Here is a 20,858-nt window from a genome sequence, read left to right on the forward strand (position 1 = left end):
GGGCCGAACTGGTTGAGGGACGCAGGTCATGAACAAGGCAAGGTGGGTGACGGGATCGCTGATGGCGCTGGTGCTGCTGACCGGCGGCGCGGCGGCGGCGCAGATGCAGCCTCCGCAAAGCTATCCCCAGGAGCAGGACGAGCTGGGGGACGAGGCCCTGCCGCCCGCCGATGAAGCCGATCAGGCCAATCCTGCCCGCGCCGACGATGATTTTTCCGACGTGGTGGGGGCCGACCGGAACGGCGCCGCATCCGGCGACGAGCGCTATGGCCGACGGGACGATCCGGCCGACGCCGCGCCCGGCGCCCCGGAGAGCGAGGAGGCGATCACCCACTGCGCCCTAGCCGCCCGCGACGAGGCCGAGCGCGACGGCGGCTATGCCGAGGTGCGGCAGGTGCAGGAGCCGCGTGAAACCCGCGACGGATATGATGTGGAGGGCGATGTCGAGGTCCGGTCCGGCTGGCGGATGCAGGACGGCGCGTCGCGGCACTTCACCTGTTCGATCCGGAACGGCCGGGTGGCGGACGTGTGGTTCCGTGGGGATCGGGGCAGGCGGCAGGATTGATTGGGTTGGGGGAAGAGCGAAGTCGAGAGCGCAGGCGAAGCATAGGAGCTTCGCTCAGCCCGAACGGATATCTCACGTCCTCATGGCCCTTTCCCGACTTCTCCGAATTTGTCCATGCGGCCGGGGCGATTTCGGGCGGGCGGCCTAGCGCAAATAGCGGGGCCGGAGGCTTCGCTGGACAAGGGCGCGCAAGCGCACTAACCGGGCGCGAATCCCTACCCTCCTCAGGACAAGTAAAGGCGATTCGATGACGCTGCCCCTTCAGGATTCCATCCTTATCGTGGATTTCGGCAGCCAGGTGACGCAGCTCATCGCGCGCCGCGTGCGCGAGGCGGGCGTCTATTCCGAGATCGCGCCCTTCAACAGCGCCGCTGAAGCCTTCGAGCGGCTGAAGCCCAAGGGCATCATCCTTTCCGGCGGGCCATCCTCCGTCATGTGGGAAGACAGCCCCCGCGCCCCGCAGCATTTCTTCGACGCGGGCGTGCCCGTGCTGGGCATATGCTATGGCCAGCAGACGATGATGCAGCAGCTTGGCGGCAATGTCGAAGGCGGCGAGAGCGGGGAGTTCGGCCGCGCCTTCATCGAAGTGAAGAAGGGCTGCGCGCTGTTCGACGGCCTCTGGTCCGAGGGCGAAAAGCATCAGGTCTGGATGAGCCATGGCGACAAGGTGACGCAGCTTGCGCCGGGTTTCGAAGTCGTCGCGGTCAGCGAGGGCGCGCCCTACGCGATCACGGCGAATGAGGAAAAGCGCTTCTACGCGACGCAATTCCACCCGGAGGTCGTGCATACGCCGGACGGCGCGAAGCTGCTCGCCAATTTCGTGCGCCATGTCTGCGGGCTGGCGGGCGACTGGACCATGGCGGAGTTCCGCGCCACCAAGATCGCGGACATTCGCGCGCAGGTGGGCGAAGGCCGGGTGATATGCGGGCTTTCGGGCGGCGTCGACAGCGCCGTGGCCGCCGTGCTGATCCATGAGGCGATTGGCGACCAGTTGACCTGCGTGTTCGTCGACCATGGGCTGATGCGGCTGGGCGAAGCGGAGCAGGTGGTGAGCCTGTTCCGCGAGCATTATGGCATCAAGCTGGTCCATGTGAACGCCGAGGAACGGTTCCTGGGCGGGCTGGCGGGCCTCACCGATCCGGAGAAGAAGCGCAAGTTCATCGGCGGCGAGTTCATCGCCGTGTTCGAGGAAGAGGCGAAGAAGATCGGCGGGGCGGATTTCCTGGCGCAGGGCACGCTTTATCCCGACGTGATCGAGTCGGTGAGCTTCACCGGCGGGCCTTCGGTGACGATCAAGTCGCACCACAATGTCGGCGGCCTGCCCGAACGCATGAATATGAAGCTGGTCGAGCCGTTGCGCGAACTGTTCAAGGACGAGGTGCGCGTGCTGGGCCGGGAACTGGGCCTGCCGGAGATTTTCGTCGGACGGCACCCCTTCCCCGGCCCCGGCCTGGCCATCCGCATTCCGGGCGAGGTGAGCAAGGACCGCTGCGACATATTGCGCAAGGCGGATGCGGTCTATCTGGAGGAAATCCGGAACGCCGGGCTGTACGACGCGATCTGGCAGGCCTTTGCGGTGCTGCTGCCGGTGCGGACCGTGGGCGTGATGGGCGACCATCGCACCTATGACAGCGTGTGCGCATTGCGGGCGGTGACATCGACCGACGGGATGACGGCGGACATCTATCCCTTCGACGCCGCCTTTTTGAGCCGCGTGGCGACCCGGATCATCAATGAGGTGAAGGGCATCAACCGGGTGGTCTATGACTACACGTCGAAGCCGCCGGGGACGATTGAATGGGAATGATTCAGACCCCTCCAAACGCCGCAGAATTCGCGCTGCGATACGACATAACGAACTGAAAACAAAAATAAATTCCTCCTATGCCTATCGACAACTATCGGTGGGCATAGATCGCGTTCGGCGGCCTCGCTGACGGGCCTCGCCCCCATTGATCAACCGGAAAAACGAAAGTACCGTCAGGAGCAATGAGGCTCTTGACGGTACTTTTTTTGATCTAAGACGCTGAACTAAAAGCGTTTTCGACGCCACCAGCCTCTAAAAGCCGCGTGACGGTACTTTTCCGCGAGGAGGCCCGAAATGTTGACCGATTCAGCACTTAAGTGTCTGAAACCAAAAGACAAAATGTATAAGGTATCTGATCGTGACGGCATGTACGTGCGCGTCGCGCCGTCGGGCGCTATCTCGTTCAGGCTCGACTATCGGCTGAACGGCAGGCGGGAGACTGTTTATCTCGGCAGATATGCCCGTGACGGAATATCACTCGCCAGGGCTCGCGAGTTATGCATCGACGCGCGGCGCGCGATCGCCGAGGGGCGGTCCCCCGCCATTGAGAAGCAGCGGGAGAAGCGACGGATCAAGGAAGCAAAGAGCTTCGGCCAGTTCGGCGAGAAATGGCTGACCAACGCGACCATGGCTGATAGCACCCGCGCGATGCGCCGCTCCATCTTCGAGCGCGAACTCATGCCCGTCTGGCGGAATCGCCTCCTGACAGAGATCACACCTGACGATCTGCGCGCTCACTGCGGCAAGATCGTCGAACGGGGTGCGCCTGCGACCGCCATCCACGTGAGGGATATCCTGAAGCAAATCTACGGCTTCGCCATTCTCCACGGTGAGAAGGTCGCCAACCCGGCCGATGACGTCGGTCCGGCCTCGATCGCCACCTTTACGCCGAAGGACCGCGCTCTTTCGCCCGCAGAGATCCGCATCATGTTCAAACAGCTCGAGCATGTCGCGACGCTGCCGACGATCCGCCTCGGCATGAAGCTGTACCTCCTCACCATGGTCCGGAAGAGCGAGCTGCAGGATGCAGTATGGGACGAGATCGATTTCGACAACGCCGTCTGGACGATCCCGAAGGAGCGCATGAAGCGGTCGAAGCCGCACAACGTCTACGCTTCCAACTAGCGGGACGTTCACTCCCAATTAGCCGCCAGCAAGGAGCTGGAGAATCGCGGCGCTATGCAAGCAGGTGCCGCGGCCGGCCTTTCGACACTCCCTCAGCTGGCTCTTGATGAATCTACCAACTAGTCATATATGATAGACAAAGAGAGTTTGTTCTTCGTATATGGATTGTTGCTATGGGCTCCCCGAAGTCGAAAGCTGCACTTGAGAGGCTCGGCCGCGACATCCGTGGCGCGCGTTTGCGGCGTGGAATCGCCGTAGCGGATCTGGCGATACGCGCAGGGACGTCGCCCAGTTCTGTCGGGCGGCTCGAGAAGGGCGACGCTGGCGTCGCCATTGGCACGCTTGCCGATGTCCTGGTCGTCCTGGGCCTGGTGGAGCGGCTGGCTGACCTGATCGACATCCGCAAGGACGATTTGGGGCTGGCGCTGGCCGATGAGCGCCTGCCGCGCCGCGGCCGGACCTTTGCGACTAAGTTGCGCAGACAGAAGGCCAGTGTGGAGCCCCCACAGGATGGCGCAGATATCATCGATCCTGACGGCGCGGCCTTCTGATGGCCGACTTTACCGCGCATGTCGTTCTCGGCGAAAGCCTGATGCCAGTCGGCCAGTTGCGTTTCACGCGGAACGGGCCGCGTCAGTTTTCGACCTTCGCCTATGATCCGGCCTGGATAGAGAACCCGCGTGCCTTTGCCGTGCAGCCGGATTTCCCTCTTGAGGGAGGACCTTTCCATACGTCCGGGCAGCCCGGAAACATGCGCGATGCGCTGGCCGGTGCCTTTGCTGACGCTGCGCCGGATACATGGGGCCGCAGGCTTCTCGAACGCGCTTATGGCAATGGTCTTTCCGAATTCGAGTATCTGACGCTGTCCGACGACAGTTGCCGGCAAGGCGCGCTGCGGTTTCTCGACGACGCAGGAAGGATCATCCGCGGCAGGGCGGCTGACGCGGTGCCACGTCTGGTCGATCTGCAGGCGATCACCGCCATCGCCCGCGCCTATGAGCAGGGCAAGGAGATCGCCGCCGAAGAACTGCAGGCGCTCGCCGGCGCGGGCGGATCCGGTGGCGCGCGTCCCAAGGCCAACGTCCGGGATGGCGATACACTCTGGCTGGCCAAGTTCACGTCGGTTCATGACCAACAGCCGATTGAGCGTGTCGAGGTGGCGACGCTTCGTCTGGCACAGGCTTGTGGTATCCGCACGCCAGCCGTCAGGTTGGAACTGGCTGACACGCCCTTTCCCGTGGCGCTGATCCAGCGATTCGATCGGCGTGGTGCCACACGGATTCCATACATCTCGGCCCGCACTGCTCTAGGCAAGACTGGGACCGAACTTGGCTCCTACACCGAGATCGTCGATTTCATACGGGCGAACGCCGCCGATCCGCAGGCTGATTTCCAGGAACTCTTCCTGCGATTGCTCTTCACGATCCTCGTGTCGAACAAGGATGATCATCTGAAGAACCACGGCTTCCTCTACGTGGGATCGGGCCGCTGGCGGTTATCTCCGGTTTTCGATGTAAATCCGGCGCCGGACCGCAATCCGCATCTCGAAACGGCGATTATCGAAGGCGGTGCGCATGATCGCTCGATCCGCTTGGCTCTTGAGGCGTGCGAGTTTTTCGAGATCGCCGACCACGATGCTCGCCGGATAATCCGGGAGACGGCGCAGCGTGTTTCCGATGGCTGGCGCGAAACGCTGCGATCAGCGGGCGTTCTGGGAAGCCAAGCGCGGGAGTATGAGGGGGCTTTCATCAATGACCAGACGGAGATTGCTCTGGCTCTCTGAGTTTCAAATATGACATATAAAATCACTTAAATGGTCAGATATGATGTATTATCTGAAGGGCGATGCTTATGGTGGTGATTACTGCACGGGCGATGGGGCAGGTTTCGGGCAGTCAGATACCTCACCGATTATGATACGAATCCTAGAATTCCGAGGGCTGAAGTCCGAGGATTTGTATCTGCCAGTCGGGGATTCTTCACTCGCGATCCTCGCTCGAGGATGGAAACGTGCTATAGAGACCGTGGCAGTACTTTTCTGCCAACGTCGGAGCGCGCCATCTGCCTTCAAAAATCAATTTTGAAGGCAATTGGTGCCGATAGATGCCGTAACCGACGAAAAAATTTCCGCGGCGATTTCCCTTTAAAATCAAAAGCGTAACATTTTGACGGCCTTAGGGTCGGAATTTCCTCGGCGTCAGCAAGAATTTGGCAGTAATTTCAAGTGATTATATACTGTTCAAATAATCGAGTGGGGCATCGGGGAATGAAGTGCATCGTGCTCCTGCGCAGGCAGGAGCACGGAGCGTTGATGGTTGGGGAGGCTCTTTCCCCTCAAATCTCATATTCCGGGCGCCATTGCGGGCTGAGATAGGCGGGTTGCCGTTCCGCCAGATCGGGCTGGCGCTGGCGCATCTCGCCGTAGAGGCGCTTGACCGTCGCGCTGCCGGTGCGGGTAAAAAGGGCCGGCACCAGCCCGTGGATCATGCAGGCCAGCCCCGCATCTCTGCTCGCTCATGATCATGGGAAAGCGGCACTTTAAAGCATGGGAAGGCGGAAGCAGAGAGCCGATCTGATGCAACTTGACCGCTCGGCCCAAAAACCGGCATGTCGACCGGCATGAACGCCCGCAATCCCATTGGCCATCCCGTCTATCGGGACATGCCCACCACCATTTTCGAGAAAATGTCGGCCCGCGCACGCGAAACCGGGGCGATCAATCTGGGGCAGGGATTTCCCGATTCGCAGGGGCCGGAGGCAATATTGCGCGCCGCCGCCGATGCGCTGCTGACCCGGTCCAACCAATATCCGCCGATGGCGGGGCTGGCCGAATTGCGGGAGGCGGTGGCGGCGCATTATGCGCGGCACCAGGGGTTGGACCTTTCCGCGCAGGAGGTCATCGTCACCTCCGGCGCGACGGAGGCGATTGCCGACAGCCTGCTCGCGCTGGTCCGGCCCGGCGACGAGGTGCTGGTGCTGGCGCCGCTCTACGATGCCTATCTGCCGCTGATCGAGCGGGCGGGCGGCGTGGCGCGGGTTCTGCGCCTTACCCCGCCCGACTGGCGGATCGGGCGGGAGGCGCTGGAAGCGGCCGTCACTGAAAATACCCGCTTCCTGCTGATGAACAATCCGGTGAACCCGACCGGCATCGCCCTGCGCGACGAGGAGCTGGCGCTGCTGGCCGCGTTTTGCGTGGAGCATGAGCTGATCGCGATCTGCGACGAGGTGTGGGAGCATGTCACCTTCGACAACATCGCGCACAAGCCGCTGATGGGCTTTCCCGGCATGCGGGAACGCACGGTGAAGATCGGGTCGGCGGGGAAGATCTTCTCCGTCACGGGCTGGAAGGTCGGCTGGATGTGCGCCGCGCCGCCCATCGCCACGCTGCTGGCGCGGGCGCATCAGTTCGTCACCTTCACCACGCCGCCTGCGCTGCAATGGGCGGTGGCGGAGGGGTTGGGGAAGCCGGAAAGCTGGTTCGCGGCCATGCGGGCGGGCTATCAGGCGTCGCGGGACCGGCTGGCGGAGGGATTGCGCGGGGCGGGCTATGCCATGAACGCCAGCGCGGCGACCTGGTTCGTGACCGTCGACCTGCCTGCGTCGGGCATCGATATGGACGACGTCAGCTTTTGCGAGCGGATCATCGGTGAGGCGGGGGTCGCGGCGATCCCGATTTCCGCCTTCTATCCCGCAGAGCCGGTGACGCATCTCGTGCGCCTCTGCTTTTCCAAGGGGGACGAGGTGCTGGATCAGGCGGTGGCGCGGCTGGCGGCGTTTCGTTCGTCGCTGGGCTGACCTTGCCGCGCCCCTGCCGCCAGCGGCCAGCCCACGTGGAACGGCGCGATTTCGCAGGCGAAGGGCGCCCGAGAGCGAAGATCAGCTTCCATTACAGATTATTTGGTGCGGTCGAGATGCCTTTACGAGCCCAGGATTTCCGTTAACATATTGTTTTCAATATATTTGCTCTGACAAATTTTTACTCTGAATGACCTGTTCTGACCGCCCCTTGTGCCATTTGTGCCAAGCTGCCTACGCCGAGTCAGGCAAACCGCACCCATTCGGTGGCGTGGCACAAAAATAGCAGGATTTGGCACAATGGCGACCATTCAGAAGCGAAAGAAATCGTGCCGCGTTCAGGTTCGCCGCAAGGACCGGACTATGTCTGCCACCTTCGACACAAAGGCCGAAGCCGAAGCTTGACCCGCAACCCTTGCGCCCTGATCACCAAACCACGCAAACCGATGCCACGCACGCAGCGTGTCACGGTGGCGGACCGCAAGGCCATCATCGCCAAACTCGGCTGGGACGGAACATCCGAGCCAACGACATCGGGGCAATGGGTCGCCTTCGCTTTCTACCTCGCGCTCGAAACCGCTATGCGCAAGGGTGAAATCCTCTCGCTGCGGTGGTCGGACATCGACTTCGACGCCCGCCACGCGCACCTCGACATGACGAAGAATGGTGACGAACGCGACGTGCCGTTGTCCAAGGCCGCAATGACTCTGCTACGAATCGTAAGGAAGCAGGAACCGACGGCGCCGGTCGTCCCTGTGCGGACGGGGCACTTCGACAAGCTGTTTCGCGGCGCAAAGCGGGAAGCCAGTCTGTCCCACATCCACTTTCACGACAGTCGGCGGGAAGCCGCCACGACAATGGCCCCGAAGCTGTCCAACGTGCTCCAGTTGGCGGCGATCACAGGGCACAAGTCCCTTTCGATGCTTCAGGTCTACTATAAACCCAAAGCAGCGGATCTCGCGGCGCGCCTTGACGCTTGAGGCGGAAGCAAGAGGACGGTCAGGCAGTCCAATCTCCGGGCCATTCCGCGCACTGTAAGACGATGGCGACTATGCGGCCTGCAGCCTTCGGGTTCTTCCAAGGATAGAAATCTTACTGATGACGGTTGCAAGCAGGCCAAGGCCGATCAGACCGAAAGTGCCATCCACAATCAGAACCATAGGATCGCCTATTCCCATGAAGGCAGGATGAGCGACTGCAAGGACGATCAAGACAATCCCCGTTCCGGCGCGCCCGATCCGCGAAAGCGCGACCTGCGACAGGAAAACCGCGCTGCCGAGCATCGCGATGCTGACGGCGGCCCAGGTCCAGATCAACGGCGCGATCGACGATGCGAACAGCGCGGCGAGCGCAGCGCCTGCCAGTGCTACCGGCTGCCCCCACACAGTCGCGGTCCATGCGCGCTCCCAGCCCGGTGCCGGTCTGCCCTTGTCCCGCCGCCTCGCCAGCCAGATGTTGACGCCCCCCGCCGCGAGATAGGTGAGGCCAAGGCCCAGCAGGGCGTAGGCGATCTTGATTGCACCGCCGCCAAACCAACCGAAATGCAGAAGCCCGAGCGAACCCAGTATCTGCTGGCCGATATTGTTGTCCGCCGCTTGGTGTTCGTAGTAGAGCCTGCCGTTGCGGTCGAAGGCATAGCTGTCCGCGCTGGCGAGCCGTGTGGAGCCGTCCTCCACCTCGAACATCGCCGCCGCGCCCTGCTCCATCGGATGTTCGACGATGAGGTAATCGATGCGTTTCGATGGTTGGGCCGATGTCCGTTCGGCAACCTTGGCGAACAGCGGCGCCAGGTCGAGCGGTGGGGCCGGGCGCGCGTCCTCTGCCGGATGCGGCGCAACGAAGATGGCGTAGACCTTGTCGGTATCGCCGTTGAACACGGCGAAGCCGATCGCGCCGATGATGACGGTGCTCAGGCCAAGCAGCGCGCCGGTCAGCGATACGGTGAGGTGGAAGGGCAGCGCCCATACGCCGATGCGGTTGTGCAGATCGGCCTCCTGCAAGCGGCGCGAACCGCCCAGCCGCAGGTGGAAGGCGTCGCGGAAGATGCGCGGATGCGCGAGCAGACCGGAGATGAGCGAGGAGAGCAGCGCGACGCCGGTCAACCCGACGATGAAGATGCCCCAGCTTTGCGGCAGGTGCAGGTTGATATGCAGGCGCGTCAGGAACTTGGTCCAGCCCTCGCGGATTTCGCCGGTGATGTGACCCGCGCTGTCGGCGATCCAGGTCGTCTGGGTTGCGTCCTCTGCATCGACCCGCAGCGTCGGCCATGGGCGATCCTCGCTCGGCATCACGATGAGCACATGCTCGACAGGCCCGTTTGTGCGGTCTATCGCGGCGCGATAGGCGGCCTGAACGGCCTTCGCGGAGATCCTCTCCATGCGCTCGACGCCGGGGTTTTCCCAGCGCTGGAACTCGTTGGCAAAGACCGAGATCGCGCCGGTCAGGCAGACCAGATAGAGAATGGCGGCGAAGGCGAGGCCGAGACCGCTATGTCCCTTGAGCACCGCGCGCACGAGATCGGGTGAAGGAAAGCCCGCGCCCTTTTTTGTCTTGGTCATGCGAACCCCCGCAGCATCGCCGCGCCAAAACCGGCGATGGCCGTTCCAACGAGCATGGCGGTCGCACGCAGGATGCGACTGTCCGCCAGCGTCCACGTCATCGCGCCACCCCAAGCGACGGGCACGATCAGCCCGCCGATCAGCAGCCGCGTCTGCGGCACTCCCGGCGCCCAAACGGCGTAGCTGATGCCGAGCGCCATTGCCGCCACCATGCCGATCGGGCCGGCCAGCAACCAGCGCAGCGTGGTCCGCCACGCACTTGGCGCGCGTTCCGCCGGTTCCGGCGCGAGACCTTCACGCGCTGTGCGAGCGGCTTTGGCGGGTCGCAGGGTATGGCCCCACGCAATGACGCCGACGGCTGCAACCGACAGCAGCGTCATCGCGATGAACGGCCCGCGCGCTTCTCCCAATATCCACGCGGGCCAGAAGATATTGAGGGACAGCAGGGAAAGTCCGGTCCATCGCCACGGCGCCTTGCCGGTTTTGAAACTCCAGGCCCGGCGCAGCATCCAGGTTCCTGCGACGGCACCGCCGAAAATGACTGTCATTGCGCTAAGAAGCGCCGCGCCGGTCAAAACCCGGCTTCCAGGATCACGCCGACGCTGCGCGGCGCGCCGATGATGGCGAAGTTGGTGAAGCTGTTGATATACTGGTCGTATTTCTCGTCGAACAGGTTGTTGGCGAACAGCGACAGGCTCCATTGGTCGGCTTCATAGCCGATGCGGGCGTTGACCAGCGTGCGCCCACCGACACGGCTGTCCGATTGCGGGATCGACACGTCGGCATAGACGGCGCTGCGGTAGCTGGCGTTGACATTGGCGTTGAAGCCGCCGCCGAACCGCACATTGGCCCCGCCGGCCAGCGTCCATCTAGGCGCATAGGGGAACTCCAGGCCTGACAGGTCGGTGATCGAGCCAACATCGGTGACGAATTCGTCGAACTTGGTGCGGGTATGGCCCACGCTTGCGTACCAGTCGAAAACCGACGACACACGATGCGCCAGTTCCAGCTCGAACCCATAGAGATGCGACTTGCCGGCGTTGACCGTGTGCGTGTCATAGGTGCCGTTGCCAAAATTGGCGGTGGTCTGCTGGTCGGCCCAGTCGATGTAAAAGGCGTTGGCGTTCACCGTCAGGCGACCGTCGAGCCAGGCCGAGCGCAGCGACAATTCGTAGTTCCAGGTGAACTCGGGATTGTATGGGAAGAGCTGCGAGCGCGCGGTGTTGAAGCCACTGCCACCCGAACGATAGCCGCGCTGCAGAACGAAGGCAGTTGAAAGATTGGGCGTCCACGCCATCTCAACGCCGCCCTTGGGCAGGAAGGCATTGAACGTGCGCGTGCCCACCGGCGCCGAACCATTGGCGTCATCGACCAGACCGAGCACCGCGGCATTGACCCCGGCAAAGGCCGGCGCCAGCGGGCCGTAAGCGGCCGGATCGGGCAAGGTGCCGACGAAGGTGGCGATGGCCTCTCCGCCGATCTTGTTGCGCTCCCGATCGTAGCGGAAACCGCCCAGCAGCGAGAGTCGGTCGGTCAGGCGATAGCGCGCGTCGGCGAACACGGCCATCGTCTCCACCTTGGTCGGGAAATCCGATGTGTAGTCGACCGGGATATTGGGAAGCGCGGCGGTGTAGAGCGCCGCGACCTGCGCTGCCGTCTGGGCACCCAGCGCGGGAGTCAACAGGTTCGCGATCGTCGGGCCGGGCGTCGGCACCAGCGTCACCTGATGCGCGCGCCGATACTGGTCGCGATTATAGTAGAACAGCCCGGCAAGACCGCTCAGCCGATCACCCTCATAGTTGAGCCGCAGTTCCTGCGTGAAGGTTTCCGCGCCACCGGCAATATCGCTATATGCTCTGCTGGCGGCCGAGGAATCGCCGTCATATTTGCGGATGAAGTCGGTGTCTGTCCAGGTGCCGAGCGTACTGAGCGACAGACCGCTACCCAGATCGTAGCGCAGGTTCAGCGTCACCTGATCGTTATCGACATCGCTGCTGTTGGGATAATCCGACGGATTGGTCCGGTTGTCGAAATAATCCCCGACCGACCGGTCGACATAGGTGAAGAGGTAGCCACCCTTCGTCTCGAAATGATGATAGCCGAGGCGCGCTTCGAAACCCGCAAGGGCGGATGGCGTCCAGAGCAGCTTGCCCCGGATCGAGATGGAATCGACCGGGCTTTCCGGTTCGTTGCGGGTGATGTTGCGGATATATCCGTCCGAGTCCCGCTTCTCGGCCGAGACGCGGAAAGCGAGTTCACCGGGCACCAGCGGGCCGCCGCCCGCGACGGCGAATTGCGTCGTGTCGAAAGAGGAGACGAGCGCGCGGCCCTTCAGGCTCCAGTCGAAGGTCGGATCCTGCGTGCGGATGTGCACCGCGCCGGCGAGCGCGTTGAGGCCCTGGATGGTCGATTGTGGTCCGCGGAAGATCTCGATCTGCGCCACATCCCACATATCGGTCGGGCCGTTCGAGAGCACATCCTGCGGCACCGGCGCGCCATCGACGAACACCGTCGCGGTCGCCGCGTCGCCGCCGCCCGAAACGCCGCGCTGGTCAATGCCACGGATCGAGAAGCCGGAGGCGCCGTAGGTTTCCGAGACATTGGCGGTGCGGTTGTAGACGTCCTGGATGGTCAGGATATTCTCTTCAGCCAGCCCCTTGTCGGTCGTGACGCTCACCGAAGCGGTCGTTTCTTGAAGGCTGCGCGATGCCTTTTCGCCAGTGACGATGATCCCATTCTGATCGTTCGTGGGCAGCCCGTCCTCGGCAAACGCGAGCGACGGCGTCGCCATTGCGGCGAACAACGATACGGAATGCAACCAGTGATGTTTCATATTTCCCCCATGCGTTGCGAGACGGCCTAGTTTGATTCGCTATTGATAGTCAATTGCATTTATGCATCGTAGACGCTGCGACGACTGTCCGCGCTTTGGCGCCTTCGGCGCTTGCCGCGCCCGTTATTCCCTGCCGACCCGGTCGTAGCCCGAAGGGTCCAGGCGCTGCAGGTGCTCGATGCGCACCAAGCCGGTGCGGGCCAGCGGGAAACCGTCATCGCCGTTCTGGGACCGAAAATGGCCGACGCGGTGAGCTTCGATTCTTCGCGCAAGAAGATCGGACGGCTGCTGAAACTGGCCGAACAACGTGTCGAGATTGGATATCGAAGATTCCTGTCGGATGAAGATTGGTAGCACGAAGGCTGATTTCCATGGCGTCCCGTCCGCTTGCGGACGGTCGCGCTCTATTCCGCCAGGCTCGCAGGCCCCCGCGTCCTCTCCGGCGCGGGGGCTTCGGCGCATCCAATTTCTGGTTCGCCCGAATCCGGGGGCTGGCTGAAACGGGCCTGCCCGATCGCACCCCGGCGCGCCCAAAGCCGCACCGCCAGAACCAACGCAGCCGTTTCTCCATCTCCGGAGCATACTGCTAGAGCGATTTCCAGTGAGATGGCATCATCTGACGTTTAAGAAATCGCGGTAAGACAAAGGAATAGAGCGGCCGATCTGATTCAATCAGATCGAAAACCGCTCTAGACCGTAAGCGCTAAAACACTCCCACTGGGAGGCGTTAGGCGGCCTGATCGATGACGGCGCTGACGGGGGTGCGGCTATCTAGCCAGTTGTAGGGGAGCAGATCATCGATCGGATCTGCGTCGCCGCGCAGGACGATACGGGCGAGGACGTCGGTGAGGTAAGCCTGCGGGTTGATACCGCTCAGTTTGCAGGTTTCGATGAGGCTGGCGAACGTCGCCCAGTTTTCAGCCCCCAGATCATGACCTGTGAACAGGGCATTTTTCCGCTGGAGGGTAAGCGGCCTGATTGACCGCTCAACGGTGTTGTTGTCCAGCTCGATCCGTCCATCCTCGAGGAAGCGGACGAGGCCTTTCCAGTGGTTGAGGGTGTAGCCGATAGCCTCAGCCGTGTTGGAGCTCCGCGGCAGCTTGGGCAGCATTTCCTCAAGCCAGGGCCGCATGTCGGCGATGATCGGGGCGGATTCAGCCTGGCGCACCGCCAACCTGTGTTCGGGGCTGGAGCCTCGGATACGCGCCTCGATCTTATAGAGGCTGGCGATCCGCCGCAGCGCCTCATCGGCGACCGGAGCGTTGCCACCCTTGGCGTCGTCAAAGAAGCCACGCCTGACATGCGCCCAGCAGAAGGCGAGCGTTCCCGGGCCGCCTTTCCGGTCCGGCGCCTCTATGTGCTTATAGGCACCATAACCATCGCATTGGACGATGCCGGTGAAGTCCCCGAGCAGCTTTTCCGCCCAGACTTTCCCGCGACCCGGCATGTAGGTGTAGGCGACCGCCGGTGGATCGGTGCCGCCATGCGCGCCATCATCACGAGCGATCGCCCAGAGATATCCCGTCTTCACCTTGCCGGTGCCAGGCGCCAGGACCTTGGCGGTGGTCTCATCGACGAACAGCCTCGCGCCCGACAGCAGATCCACTTTCATCCGGCTGGTCAGGCGACCAAGCCAGGCCGCAGCTCGACCCGCCCAGTTGCACATGGTTCCCCGGTCGACCTCGATGCCCTGCCGCCGCAGCGCCTGCGCTTGCCGATAGAAGGGCATGTGATCGGCATATTTCTTGACCAGAACATCGGCGATCAGCGCCTCGGTGGGCAGGCCGCCTGGCACCACATGCTTAGGCGCGGGCGCCTGGAACACGCCCTCGCTGCAGGCGCGGCACGCCATTCTCGGTCGGGACGTGACGATGACGCGATATTGTACCGGGATGACATCAAGCCGGCTCGATATGTCGCTGTCTATGCAGTGCAGCGCGCCTCCACAGCAGGGACATTCCTTCTCGTCTGGAAGGATCACTTCCTCAATGCGGGTCAGGTGCGCGGGCAACGACGCCCGTGCTGTCCCGCTTTCCCTTCGTGCCCGTTCCTTCTTCTGACCGGCCGCCTGCTCGCCAAGCGCCTCCAGTTCAGCACGGGCGACGTCAAGATCATCGAAGGCAAGCGCCAACTGATCTTCGCTCAGCTTCTCCGACCGTTTCCCGAAGGTCGTGCGGGTGATATGGTCGATGATATGCTGCATCCGGGCTTCACGATCGAGGCCGGCCAGGACCATCGCCTTGAGGGTGGCGACATCGTCGGGAAGGTCGGCTGCCGTGGCGGACATGCCCCATTTCTGGCAGTTTTGGATCGGTCCGCAATGGCCTTTCGATCAAGGGAATCAGGCGTGCGACCTATCGCGTCGTCACCGGAACCTGGGTGCGCGGCGTGTGCATTTTCGACCATTGCAGCCCTTCGAACAAGGCCGACGCCTGCGATGCCGACAGCCGCATCACGCCATCGTGCGCCCGCGGCCAATGAAAGCCTCCGGTCTGCAAGACCTTGCTCACAAGCACCAGGCCGGTGCCGTCCCAGACCAGCAGCTTGATCCTGTTCGCCCGCTTCGAGCGGAAGATGAAGACCACCCCCGAGAAGGGCTTGAGTCCGAGTTCATGCTCGACCAGCGCCGCCAGGCTGATCGCGCCTTTTCTGAAGTCGACCGGCTTTGTCGCCACCATCACCTTGAGCGGCCCTGGCGGAATGATCATCCCGACCGGCTCACAGCGGCGAGAACCCGGGCGATATGTTCCTCGCTCGCGCCCGACGGCACGTGGATCGCGATGGCGGCCGTGCGGATCACGATCTCATCGCCTCCACCATCAGCCGAGCTGGGACCACCCGCATCTTCGATCACCGCCGGAACAAAGCCCAGCTTCTTGCTCGCCAGGCGCTTGCCCGGAATGCTGTCATGCCGCCATGCGTAGAGCTGCTGCGGCAGCAGCCCATGCGTTCGCGCAATTTCCGCGATGTTGGCGCCGGGTTCAAAACTCGACGCGATGATCCGTGCCTTGGCCTCGGCCGACCAGCGCCGCCGCATCGGCCCTGCTGGAATGACATCCATACGCGAGGGCCGCTGACCCTCCTGCCTTTCGAAACCTGTTTCGAAGGTTCTTACATCATCAGCCACTACGATACCCCTCGGATGAGGGGCGAAACATAGCCAGATCAGCGCCTACGAAAATGTGGGGAGGTTTTCGCGCTTACTCTAGACCCAGGGGTCGATCGTGATGTGGTCGACTGCGACGCCGCGCTCTGCGAGCATTTCCATCAGATCACGATAGCTGATCGGGTAACGGCGGTACCATCGGACCGCCTAAAGGATCACTTCGCCTTGAAAATGACGCCACTTGAAATCTGTCAACCGTCGGTACGTTCCCACAAAGGAAACGCTTCGCCTCCATTCGGAATTTTTGCAAAAGAGCCATCCCAATTAATGGCAGGTGGTCACGGCAGGACGCCCAGCTCTGTCTCCATGATCCGACGCATTGCGAACTTCTGGGCCTTGCCGGTGACGGTCATTTCGAAGCGCTCGACGATGCGCACGTAGCGAGGCACCTTGAAATGGGCGATCCGTCCGCGGCAGTGATCGAGCACATCCTGCTCCGAGAGGACCGCACCCGGCTTGGGGATCACCCAGGCGCAGACTTCTTCTCCATACTTCTCGTTCGCGACACCGAAGACCTGGGCATCCGCAATCGATGGATGCGCGAGCAGAAACTCCTCGATCTCGCGCGGGTAGATGTTCTCGCCGCCGCGAATAATCATGTCCTTGATCCTGCCGGTAATCCGGACGTAGCCGTGCTCGTCCATCACCGCGAGATCGCCCGAATGCATCCAGCCTTCGGAATCGATGGCCTCGGCAGTGCGTTCCGGATCGTCCCAATAGCCCAGCATCACGGCATAGCCGCGCGAGCAGTATTCGCCCTGTTCGCCGACGGGCAGAGTTGCGCCATCCGGTCCGATGACCTTGGCCTCGGCATGCGGATGAACGCGGCCAACCGTGGAGACGCGCTCTTCCAACGGATCATCGGTGGCGGTCTGGGTAGTGAGCGGGCTGGTCTCGGTCATGCCGTAACCGATCGTCACTTCCCGCATGTTGAGCCGCTCGATCACCTGCCGCATGAGCGCGACCGGGCACGTGGCGCCAGCCATGATCCCGGTGCGCAGGGTGGAGACATCGTAATGCTCGAAATCTGGATGGTTCAGCACGCTGATGAACATCGTGGGCACTCCGTAGAGCGCGGAGCAACCTTCCGCCGCGACGGCCTCGAGCACCAGGCCCGGATCGAACGCCTCGCCGGGATAGACCATGGCCGCGCCGCTGGTGACTGCGGCAAGATTGCCCAGAACCATGCCGAAACAATGATAGAGTGGCACCGGAATGCAGATCCGGTCCGCTGGCGAGAGACCTATGGTCCGAGCCGCGAAGTAGCCGTTGTTCAGGATATTGCGGTGGGTGAGTGTCGCGCCCTTGGGAAAGCCGGTGGTTCCGCTCGTGAACTGGATGTTGATGGGATCGTTGGGGTCGATCCCGAGCGCCATTTCATCAAGGCGCGGCGATTCAGGCTCGGCGCGCAAGGCCGACCAGGGCAAGAATCCTTCGTACACCTCCTCGCCAAGCGACACCAATAGTCGCAGGTGCGGCAGGCGCTCCGGTCCGAGTTCGCGTAGCATCGCGATATAGTCGCTGGATTTGAACCGGGACGCCGTCACCAGCACCGAACAGCCGACCTTGTTGAGGGCGTACTCCACCTCGGACAGCCGATAGGCCGGGTTGATGTTGACGAGGATCGCGCCGATCCTTGCTGTGGCGAACTGGATCACTGCCCATTCGGCGCAGTTGGGTGCCCAGATGCCGACCCGGTCCCCCTTGGCAACGCCGTGGTCGAGCAACCCGCAAGCAACGCGGTCCACCTCGCGGTCCAGTTCGGCCCAGGTCCAGCGCAGGCTTTGGTGACGGGACACCAGCGCCATCGCATCAGGCCATTGTGTGCCGGCCCGGCGCAGGGCTTCGCCTATACTCATTTCCAGAAGCGGGGCATCGACGGGCCCCCTCGCGTAGCCAAGACCAGTCATCGCGCGATGTTCACTCCCTTAAGCTGTGCATATTCGGCTAGCCCTTCGACCGATTGCTCGATCGGCAGGCGCGGATTGGCGGTGTGCAAGACATAATCCACTTCCGGCCCGAGACTCGCAAGCCACTGTGCGCAGGAGGCTGCACGCGTGAGCGCCGTCGCCGCAAACTGGAATATCCGCGAAATGTTGAGCGGCATGTTCTGCATCAATCCTGGGTCGTCATATGTTTTTCGTCCTTGAGCAACGCTGCGCTCAACCGGGTCGTCGCATTCTGCCGAGGCAAGATCGCGCATTATAAAATTCCGCGCTATGGTCTTCTGCTCGACGTACCTCAGAACTGGGCTAAGCGCGTGCACGCTCCCGCCGTCTGATATTCACCGTGCCAAAGCCTGTCGGGTGTGGAGGGCGGAGATTTTTCCCCGCCCTCCTTGCGACCCGCTGGGGGATCTTATTGGAATTCAACATGGCATCGCTGGGGGGAGTCCGCTGTGGGCACCATGTTATTGCAAAGCTCATATGCCATTAAAAAATCGGCGCCGGCGTGCAGGACCGGCGCCGATCACCCGCCCTAGTTGGTGATGACAGGCGGGTTGACTGCTGCAGCACCGCTCGTACCTTGCGCATGCGCCGTATAGGCTGTTGCCAAGGCCGCAGCTGACGCCGCTGAAACCAGAAAATTGATATCCTTCATCCTGTCCTCCCCAATCTACGCATTAAGATTATGCAATCGATTGTGTACCAATAGAACATCTTAGAGCGCGTCCTCCACGCCACATCCAGGCTACTACTCTCCGATATCAGTAGCTTTTCCGCAGCCGGACGCCGACCGTCCGCGGGATCGGACCGTTAACGATGGTCGGCCCGAAATAATCGGTGGGGCCGCGTTGGTCGGTAAGGTTGTTACCGAAAATGGCGAACTCATATGGCCCGTGGCGAACACCGATGCTCGCACCGAGTATCTCGTAGGCCTTGGCTGTTACGTCGTTAATGGTGGGACGTGATGCCGTCTGGCTGAAACTGACATTGGCGAAGGCATTCAGATCGGCGGACACAGCACGCTCGTAGGTGGCGTCCAAACGGAAATTATATTTGGGCGTGCCTGTCAGCTGCGCACCGCGGCGAACTTGTGGGCGCTGCACCTGCAGGCCGGGATTCACCTCATCGAATTTGCTTGAGTTTACATTCGCGATCGCGCTTAGCGTCAGACCTTTCAACGGTGTGCGCCACGTTGCGTCCAGATCGACGCCCGTGCTGTGAGCGCTACCCAGGATCGCGAAGCCGCCGATGCCTGCGGAACTGGTAATGCCCGTCTGAAGCCCCTTGAAGTCGATATGATAGACATTCGCCGCGAGGCTGAGCGAGCCGCCAAACAGGCGCGCCTTGATGCCCGCTTCGTAATTGGTGAGCGAGAGCGGATCGAGCAGGACGGAGGTGCTTATTCCATCAGCTTGCAGAAGTTGGGCCTGCAATGCCGACTGAATGGTGTTCACCCGGAAGCCGGTCGATACCGTTGCGAACATGGTCAGATTGTCGTTCGGGAAATAGGACAGATTCGCGCGCCAGGTCGTCTTTTTCAAAGTCGAGGGAGCGTAGGTCGTGGCGTCCACATAGGCGCGCCGGTCGTGATAGTAGCGAAGCCCAACGAGAGGAACCAGCTTGCCGTCGAACAGATCATAGCTGATCTCGCCAAAGGTCGCCCAATTCTTCGTCTTGGCATTGGTGTCCGCCCCGACGGTTACAACAACGAAGTCGAGGGTGTTGCTCTGCGGCCCTTCGCCGTCCTGATATGTTGCGCCAACGACCCAGTGGAAGGGGCCAGTGCCGTTTGAACGAGCACGCACCTCCTGCCCGAAATTCTTGGGGAAAAAGAAGGAGTCGAATTTGCCGCCAGGAACACCAAGTACGCCAAGCGGCGTGCGGTAGCCGAATGTCCCCTTGAGATAGCTGGTCGAGCTTGTCAGCGTCACACCATCGAGATCGACATCGCCGACCAGGCTGTAGATGGTGTACTTGCCCTCCGTGAACCCTTTGATGCCCGCCGTTTGCTCATATGTGTAGGGTTTGACCGAGCTATATATGGACTGATACCGCTGCTCCGGTCTGAACTGCCAGACCTGACCGCGAAGAGTGATGTTGCTTGCGGGCTTGAACAGAACCGCGATCCGCCAGTCCGTCATCTTCTGGCGGTTGACGTTCGTCTCGTCGGGCGAGCCATCGTTGGCGCCATAATAGACATCGGCATAACCCTGCTGCCGTGAAATTCCTCCGCTGGCCCGAATGGCGAGGACATCCTTGATCAACGGGACCGATACCGCGCCCGAAAAATCCCAGTTCAGGCCGGAAGCATCCCGCGTATTGGATACGGCTGCCTCGCCGATCACCTGCACGGATTCGAGGTCAGGCTGACGCGTGTGAAAGATCATGGTTCCGCCAGCGGAACCCTGCCCATAAAGCGTGCCCTGCGGCCCGCGCAGAACCTCGACGCGCTCGATGTCCAGGAACCGGATCGGCGGCGCGATCCCGAAATTGGTTACGACAAAGGGCGTGTCGTCGAGATAATATCCGATCGGCGCTTCGCCATTCGTCCCATTCGCACCCACCCCCCGGATGCTGTATGATTTGATACCGGCGGCCGTCTCCTGACTGATCGAAGCGCCCGGGATCGCCAAGATCAGATTTCCCACATCGGCGACGCCCTTCTCCTTCAGCATTTCGCCGCTGAATGCCTGAATGGCAAGCGGTGCCTTCAGCAGAGTCTGCGCGCCCTGCTTGGATGCCGTGACGACGATATCCGTGACATCCATGCTCTCAGTCGCGGATTGGGCTGCGTCCGTATTCGCCTCCTTCTGCCCGCTCCCCGTATTCACAACCGGCGCGCTCCCGGCGTCGGCAGCGCTCTCTGTTTCAGCATTCGCCGCCGTAGCCAGTGCCATCACAGACACACAAGCTGTCAGTGTCAGTGCGAGTCGCATCCTACATCTCCCTTGAGAATCTGCCGTAATTCGGCATTGCAATGGATTGCACAATAGTGCTACATGCAATCCATTGCAAGCGGTTTTGTGATCACATTGGATCAAGGGCTCGGACAAGACAGATGGG

General features: G+C 62.0%; 18 protein-coding genes and 2 pseudogenes. 8 read left to right on the forward strand and 12 right to left on the reverse strand.

Going from position 1 to position 20,858, the window contains the following annotated elements; all coding sequences use genetic code 11:
* Positions 1–28 precede the first annotated feature (28 nt).
* The 5 genes and pseudogenes from NUH86_RS12680 (at position 29) to NUH86_RS12700 (ending at position 5,280) form a co-directional block, all read left to right on the forward strand.
* Complete coding sequence (locus tag NUH86_RS12680; protein ID WP_267249835.1) at positions 29–565, forward strand: hypothetical protein; 537 nt, start codon at positions 29–31, stop codon at positions 563–565.
* 247 nt (positions 566–812) lie between these two features.
* Positions 813–2,372: a glutamine-hydrolyzing GMP synthase gene (gene guaA, locus NUH86_RS12685; RefSeq protein ID WP_267249836.1), complete on the forward strand. Its 1,560-nt coding sequence runs from the start codon at positions 813–815 to the stop codon at positions 2,370–2,372.
* A 294-nt stretch (positions 2,373–2,666) separates the two neighbouring features.
* Positions 2,667–3,485 (forward strand): annotated as a pseudogene (locus NUH86_RS12690) (tyrosine-type recombinase/integrase); the annotation flags it as partial.
* A gap of 185 nt (positions 3,486–3,670) precedes the next feature.
* Positions 3,671–4,048 carry a helix-turn-helix domain-containing protein gene (locus NUH86_RS12695; protein ID WP_267249837.1) on the forward strand — a complete coding sequence of 126 codons (378 nt, stop codon included), beginning with the start codon at positions 3,671–3,673 and terminating at the stop codon, positions 4,046–4,048.
* Positions 4,049–4,089: 41 nt separating this feature from the next.
* On the forward strand, positions 4,090–5,280 hold the full coding sequence (locus NUH86_RS12700) for a type II toxin-antitoxin system HipA family toxin (protein ID WP_267252131.1): 1,191 nt from the start codon (positions 4,090–4,092) through the stop codon (positions 5,278–5,280).
* Positions 5,281–5,831: 551 nt separating this feature from the next.
* Here the strand turns inward: NUH86_RS12700 and NUH86_RS12705 are convergent.
* On the reverse strand, positions 5,832–5,993 hold the full coding sequence (locus NUH86_RS12705) for a DUF6356 family protein (protein ID WP_267252132.1): 162 nt from the start codon (positions 5,991–5,993) through the stop codon (positions 5,832–5,834).
* 111 nt (positions 5,994–6,104) lie between these two features.
* Between NUH86_RS12705 and NUH86_RS12710 the strand changes: the two genes are divergently transcribed.
* On the forward strand, positions 6,105–7,292 hold the full coding sequence (locus NUH86_RS12710; protein WP_267249838.1) for an aminotransferase: 1,188 nt from the start codon (positions 6,105–6,107) through the stop codon (positions 7,290–7,292).
* Positions 7,293–7,762: 470 nt separating this feature from the next.
* On the forward strand, positions 7,763–8,272 hold the full coding sequence (locus tag NUH86_RS12715) for a site-specific integrase (RefSeq protein WP_267249839.1): 510 nt from the start codon (positions 7,763–7,765) through the stop codon (positions 8,270–8,272).
* A gap of 69 nt (positions 8,273–8,341) precedes the next feature.
* Here NUH86_RS12715 and NUH86_RS12720 read toward each other — a convergent pair whose 3' ends face one another.
* The 3 genes from NUH86_RS12720 to NUH86_RS12730 are packed head-to-tail and all read right to left on the reverse strand — an operon-like array spanning position 8,342 to position 12,683.
* Complete coding sequence (locus NUH86_RS12720) at positions 8,342–9,850, reverse strand: PepSY-associated TM helix domain-containing protein (protein ID WP_267249840.1); 1,509 nt, start codon at positions 9,848–9,850, stop codon at positions 8,342–8,344.
* The gene (locus NUH86_RS12725; RefSeq protein ID WP_267249841.1) at positions 9,847–10,398 is read right to left on the reverse strand and encodes a hypothetical protein; all 552 of its coding nucleotides are present in this window, start codon (positions 10,396–10,398) and stop codon (positions 9,847–9,849) included. Before NUH86_RS12725 ends, NUH86_RS12720 begins: the two co-directional genes overlap by 4 nt.
* A gap of 23 nt (positions 10,399–10,421) precedes the next feature.
* Positions 10,422–12,683: a TonB-dependent receptor gene (locus NUH86_RS12730; RefSeq protein ID WP_267249842.1), complete on the reverse strand. Its 2,262-nt coding sequence runs from the start codon at positions 12,681–12,683 to the stop codon at positions 10,422–10,424.
* Positions 12,684–12,767: 84 nt separating this feature from the next.
* On the opposite strand from NUH86_RS12730, the gene NUH86_RS12735 reads away from it, so the two are divergent.
* On the forward strand, positions 12,768–13,037 hold the full coding sequence (locus NUH86_RS12735) for a DNA -binding domain-containing protein (protein ID WP_323749022.1): 270 nt from the start codon (positions 12,768–12,770) through the stop codon (positions 13,035–13,037).
* Positions 13,038–13,410: 373 nt separating this feature from the next.
* Here NUH86_RS12735 and tnpC read toward each other — a convergent pair whose 3' ends face one another.
* The 8 genes and pseudogenes from tnpC to NUH86_RS12775 all read right to left on the reverse strand — a co-directional run bounded on the left by tnpC (position 13,411) and on the right by NUH86_RS12775 (position 20,848).
* Complete coding sequence (gene tnpC, locus NUH86_RS12740; RefSeq protein ID WP_267249844.1) at positions 13,411–14,970, reverse strand: IS66 family transposase; 1,560 nt, start codon at positions 14,968–14,970, stop codon at positions 13,411–13,413.
* A gap of 67 nt (positions 14,971–15,037) precedes the next feature.
* Positions 15,038–15,391, reverse strand: coding sequence for an IS66 family insertion sequence element accessory protein TnpB (tnpB, locus tag NUH86_RS12745; RefSeq protein ID WP_253345114.1), 354 nt, complete (start codon positions 15,389–15,391; stop codon positions 15,038–15,040).
* Entirely contained in the window at positions 15,388–15,810 is a 423-nt protein-coding gene (tnpA, locus tag NUH86_RS12750; RefSeq protein ID WP_267249845.1) for an IS66-like element accessory protein TnpA, read from the reverse strand. Before tnpA ends, tnpB begins: the two co-directional genes overlap by 4 nt.
* Positions 15,811–15,891: 81 nt before the next feature.
* Positions 15,892–16,044, reverse strand: a pseudogene (locus tag NUH86_RS12755) (IS6 family transposase); the annotation flags it as partial.
* Between the two features lie 83 nt (positions 16,045–16,127).
* Positions 16,128–17,759 carry an AMP-binding protein gene (locus NUH86_RS12760; RefSeq protein ID WP_267249846.1) on the reverse strand — a complete coding sequence of 544 codons (1,632 nt, stop codon included), beginning with the start codon at positions 17,757–17,759 and terminating at the stop codon, positions 16,128–16,130.
* On the reverse strand, positions 17,756–18,052 hold the full coding sequence (locus NUH86_RS12765) for a hypothetical protein (RefSeq protein WP_267249847.1): 297 nt from the start codon (positions 18,050–18,052) through the stop codon (positions 17,756–17,758). Before NUH86_RS12765 ends, NUH86_RS12760 begins: the two co-directional genes overlap by 4 nt.
* Before the next feature lie 275 nt (positions 18,053–18,327).
* On the reverse strand, positions 18,328–18,450 hold the full coding sequence (locus NUH86_RS12770; RefSeq protein ID WP_267249848.1) for a hypothetical protein: 123 nt from the start codon (positions 18,448–18,450) through the stop codon (positions 18,328–18,330).
* A 106-nt stretch (positions 18,451–18,556) separates the two neighbouring features.
* Entirely contained in the window at positions 18,557–20,848 is a 2,292-nt protein-coding gene (locus tag NUH86_RS12775) for a TonB-dependent receptor (RefSeq protein WP_267249849.1), read from the reverse strand.
* Positions 20,849–20,858 lie beyond the last annotated feature (10 nt).

It is taken from the genome of Sphingobium sp. JS3065 (assembly GCF_026427355.1).
Classification (GTDB): domain Bacteria; phylum Pseudomonadota; class Alphaproteobacteria; order Sphingomonadales; family Sphingomonadaceae; genus Sphingobium.

Excerpts from the sequence above, each read along its gene's own strand:
- NUH86_RS12680 (WP_267249835.1), top strand. The coding sequence starts at position 29 with ATGAACAAGGCAAGGTGGGTGACGGGATCGCTGATGGCGCTGGTGCTG.
- guaA (WP_267249836.1), top strand. The coding sequence starts at position 813 with ATGACGCTGCCCCTTCAGGATTCCATCCTTATCGTGGATTTCGGCAGC.
- NUH86_RS12695 (WP_267249837.1), top strand. The coding sequence starts at position 3,671 with ATGGGCTCCCCGAAGTCGAAAGCTGCACTTGAGAGGCTCGGCCGCGAC.
- NUH86_RS12700 (WP_267252131.1), top strand. The coding sequence starts at position 4,090 with ATGCCAGTCGGCCAGTTGCGTTTCACGCGGAACGGGCCGCGTCAGTTT.
- NUH86_RS12710 (WP_267249838.1), top strand. The coding sequence starts at position 6,105 with ATGTCGACCGGCATGAACGCCCGCAATCCCATTGGCCATCCCGTCTAT.
- NUH86_RS12720 (WP_267249840.1), bottom strand. The coding sequence starts at position 9,850 with ATGACCAAGACAAAAAAGGGCGCGGGCTTTCCTTCACCCGATCTCGTG.
- NUH86_RS12725 (WP_267249841.1), bottom strand. The coding sequence starts at position 10,398 with ATGACAGTCATTTTCGGCGGTGCCGTCGCAGGAACCTGGATGCTGCGC.
- NUH86_RS12730 (WP_267249842.1), bottom strand. The coding sequence starts at position 12,683 with ATGAAACATCACTGGTTGCATTCCGTATCGTTGTTCGCCGCAATGGCG.
- tnpC (WP_267249844.1), bottom strand. The coding sequence starts at position 14,970 with ATGTCCGCCACGGCAGCCGACCTTCCCGACGATGTCGCCACCCTCAAG.
- tnpB (WP_253345114.1), bottom strand. The coding sequence starts at position 15,391 with ATGATCATTCCGCCAGGGCCGCTCAAGGTGATGGTGGCGACAAAGCCG.
- NUH86_RS12760 (WP_267249846.1), bottom strand. The coding sequence starts at position 17,759 with ATGACTGGTCTTGGCTACGCGAGGGGGCCCGTCGATGCCCCGCTTCTG.
- NUH86_RS12765 (WP_267249847.1), bottom strand. The coding sequence starts at position 18,052 with ATGCGCGATCTTGCCTCGGCAGAATGCGACGACCCGGTTGAGCGCAGC.
- NUH86_RS12770 (WP_267249848.1), bottom strand. The coding sequence starts at position 18,450 with ATGAAGGATATCAATTTTCTGGTTTCAGCGGCGTCAGCTGCGGCCTTG.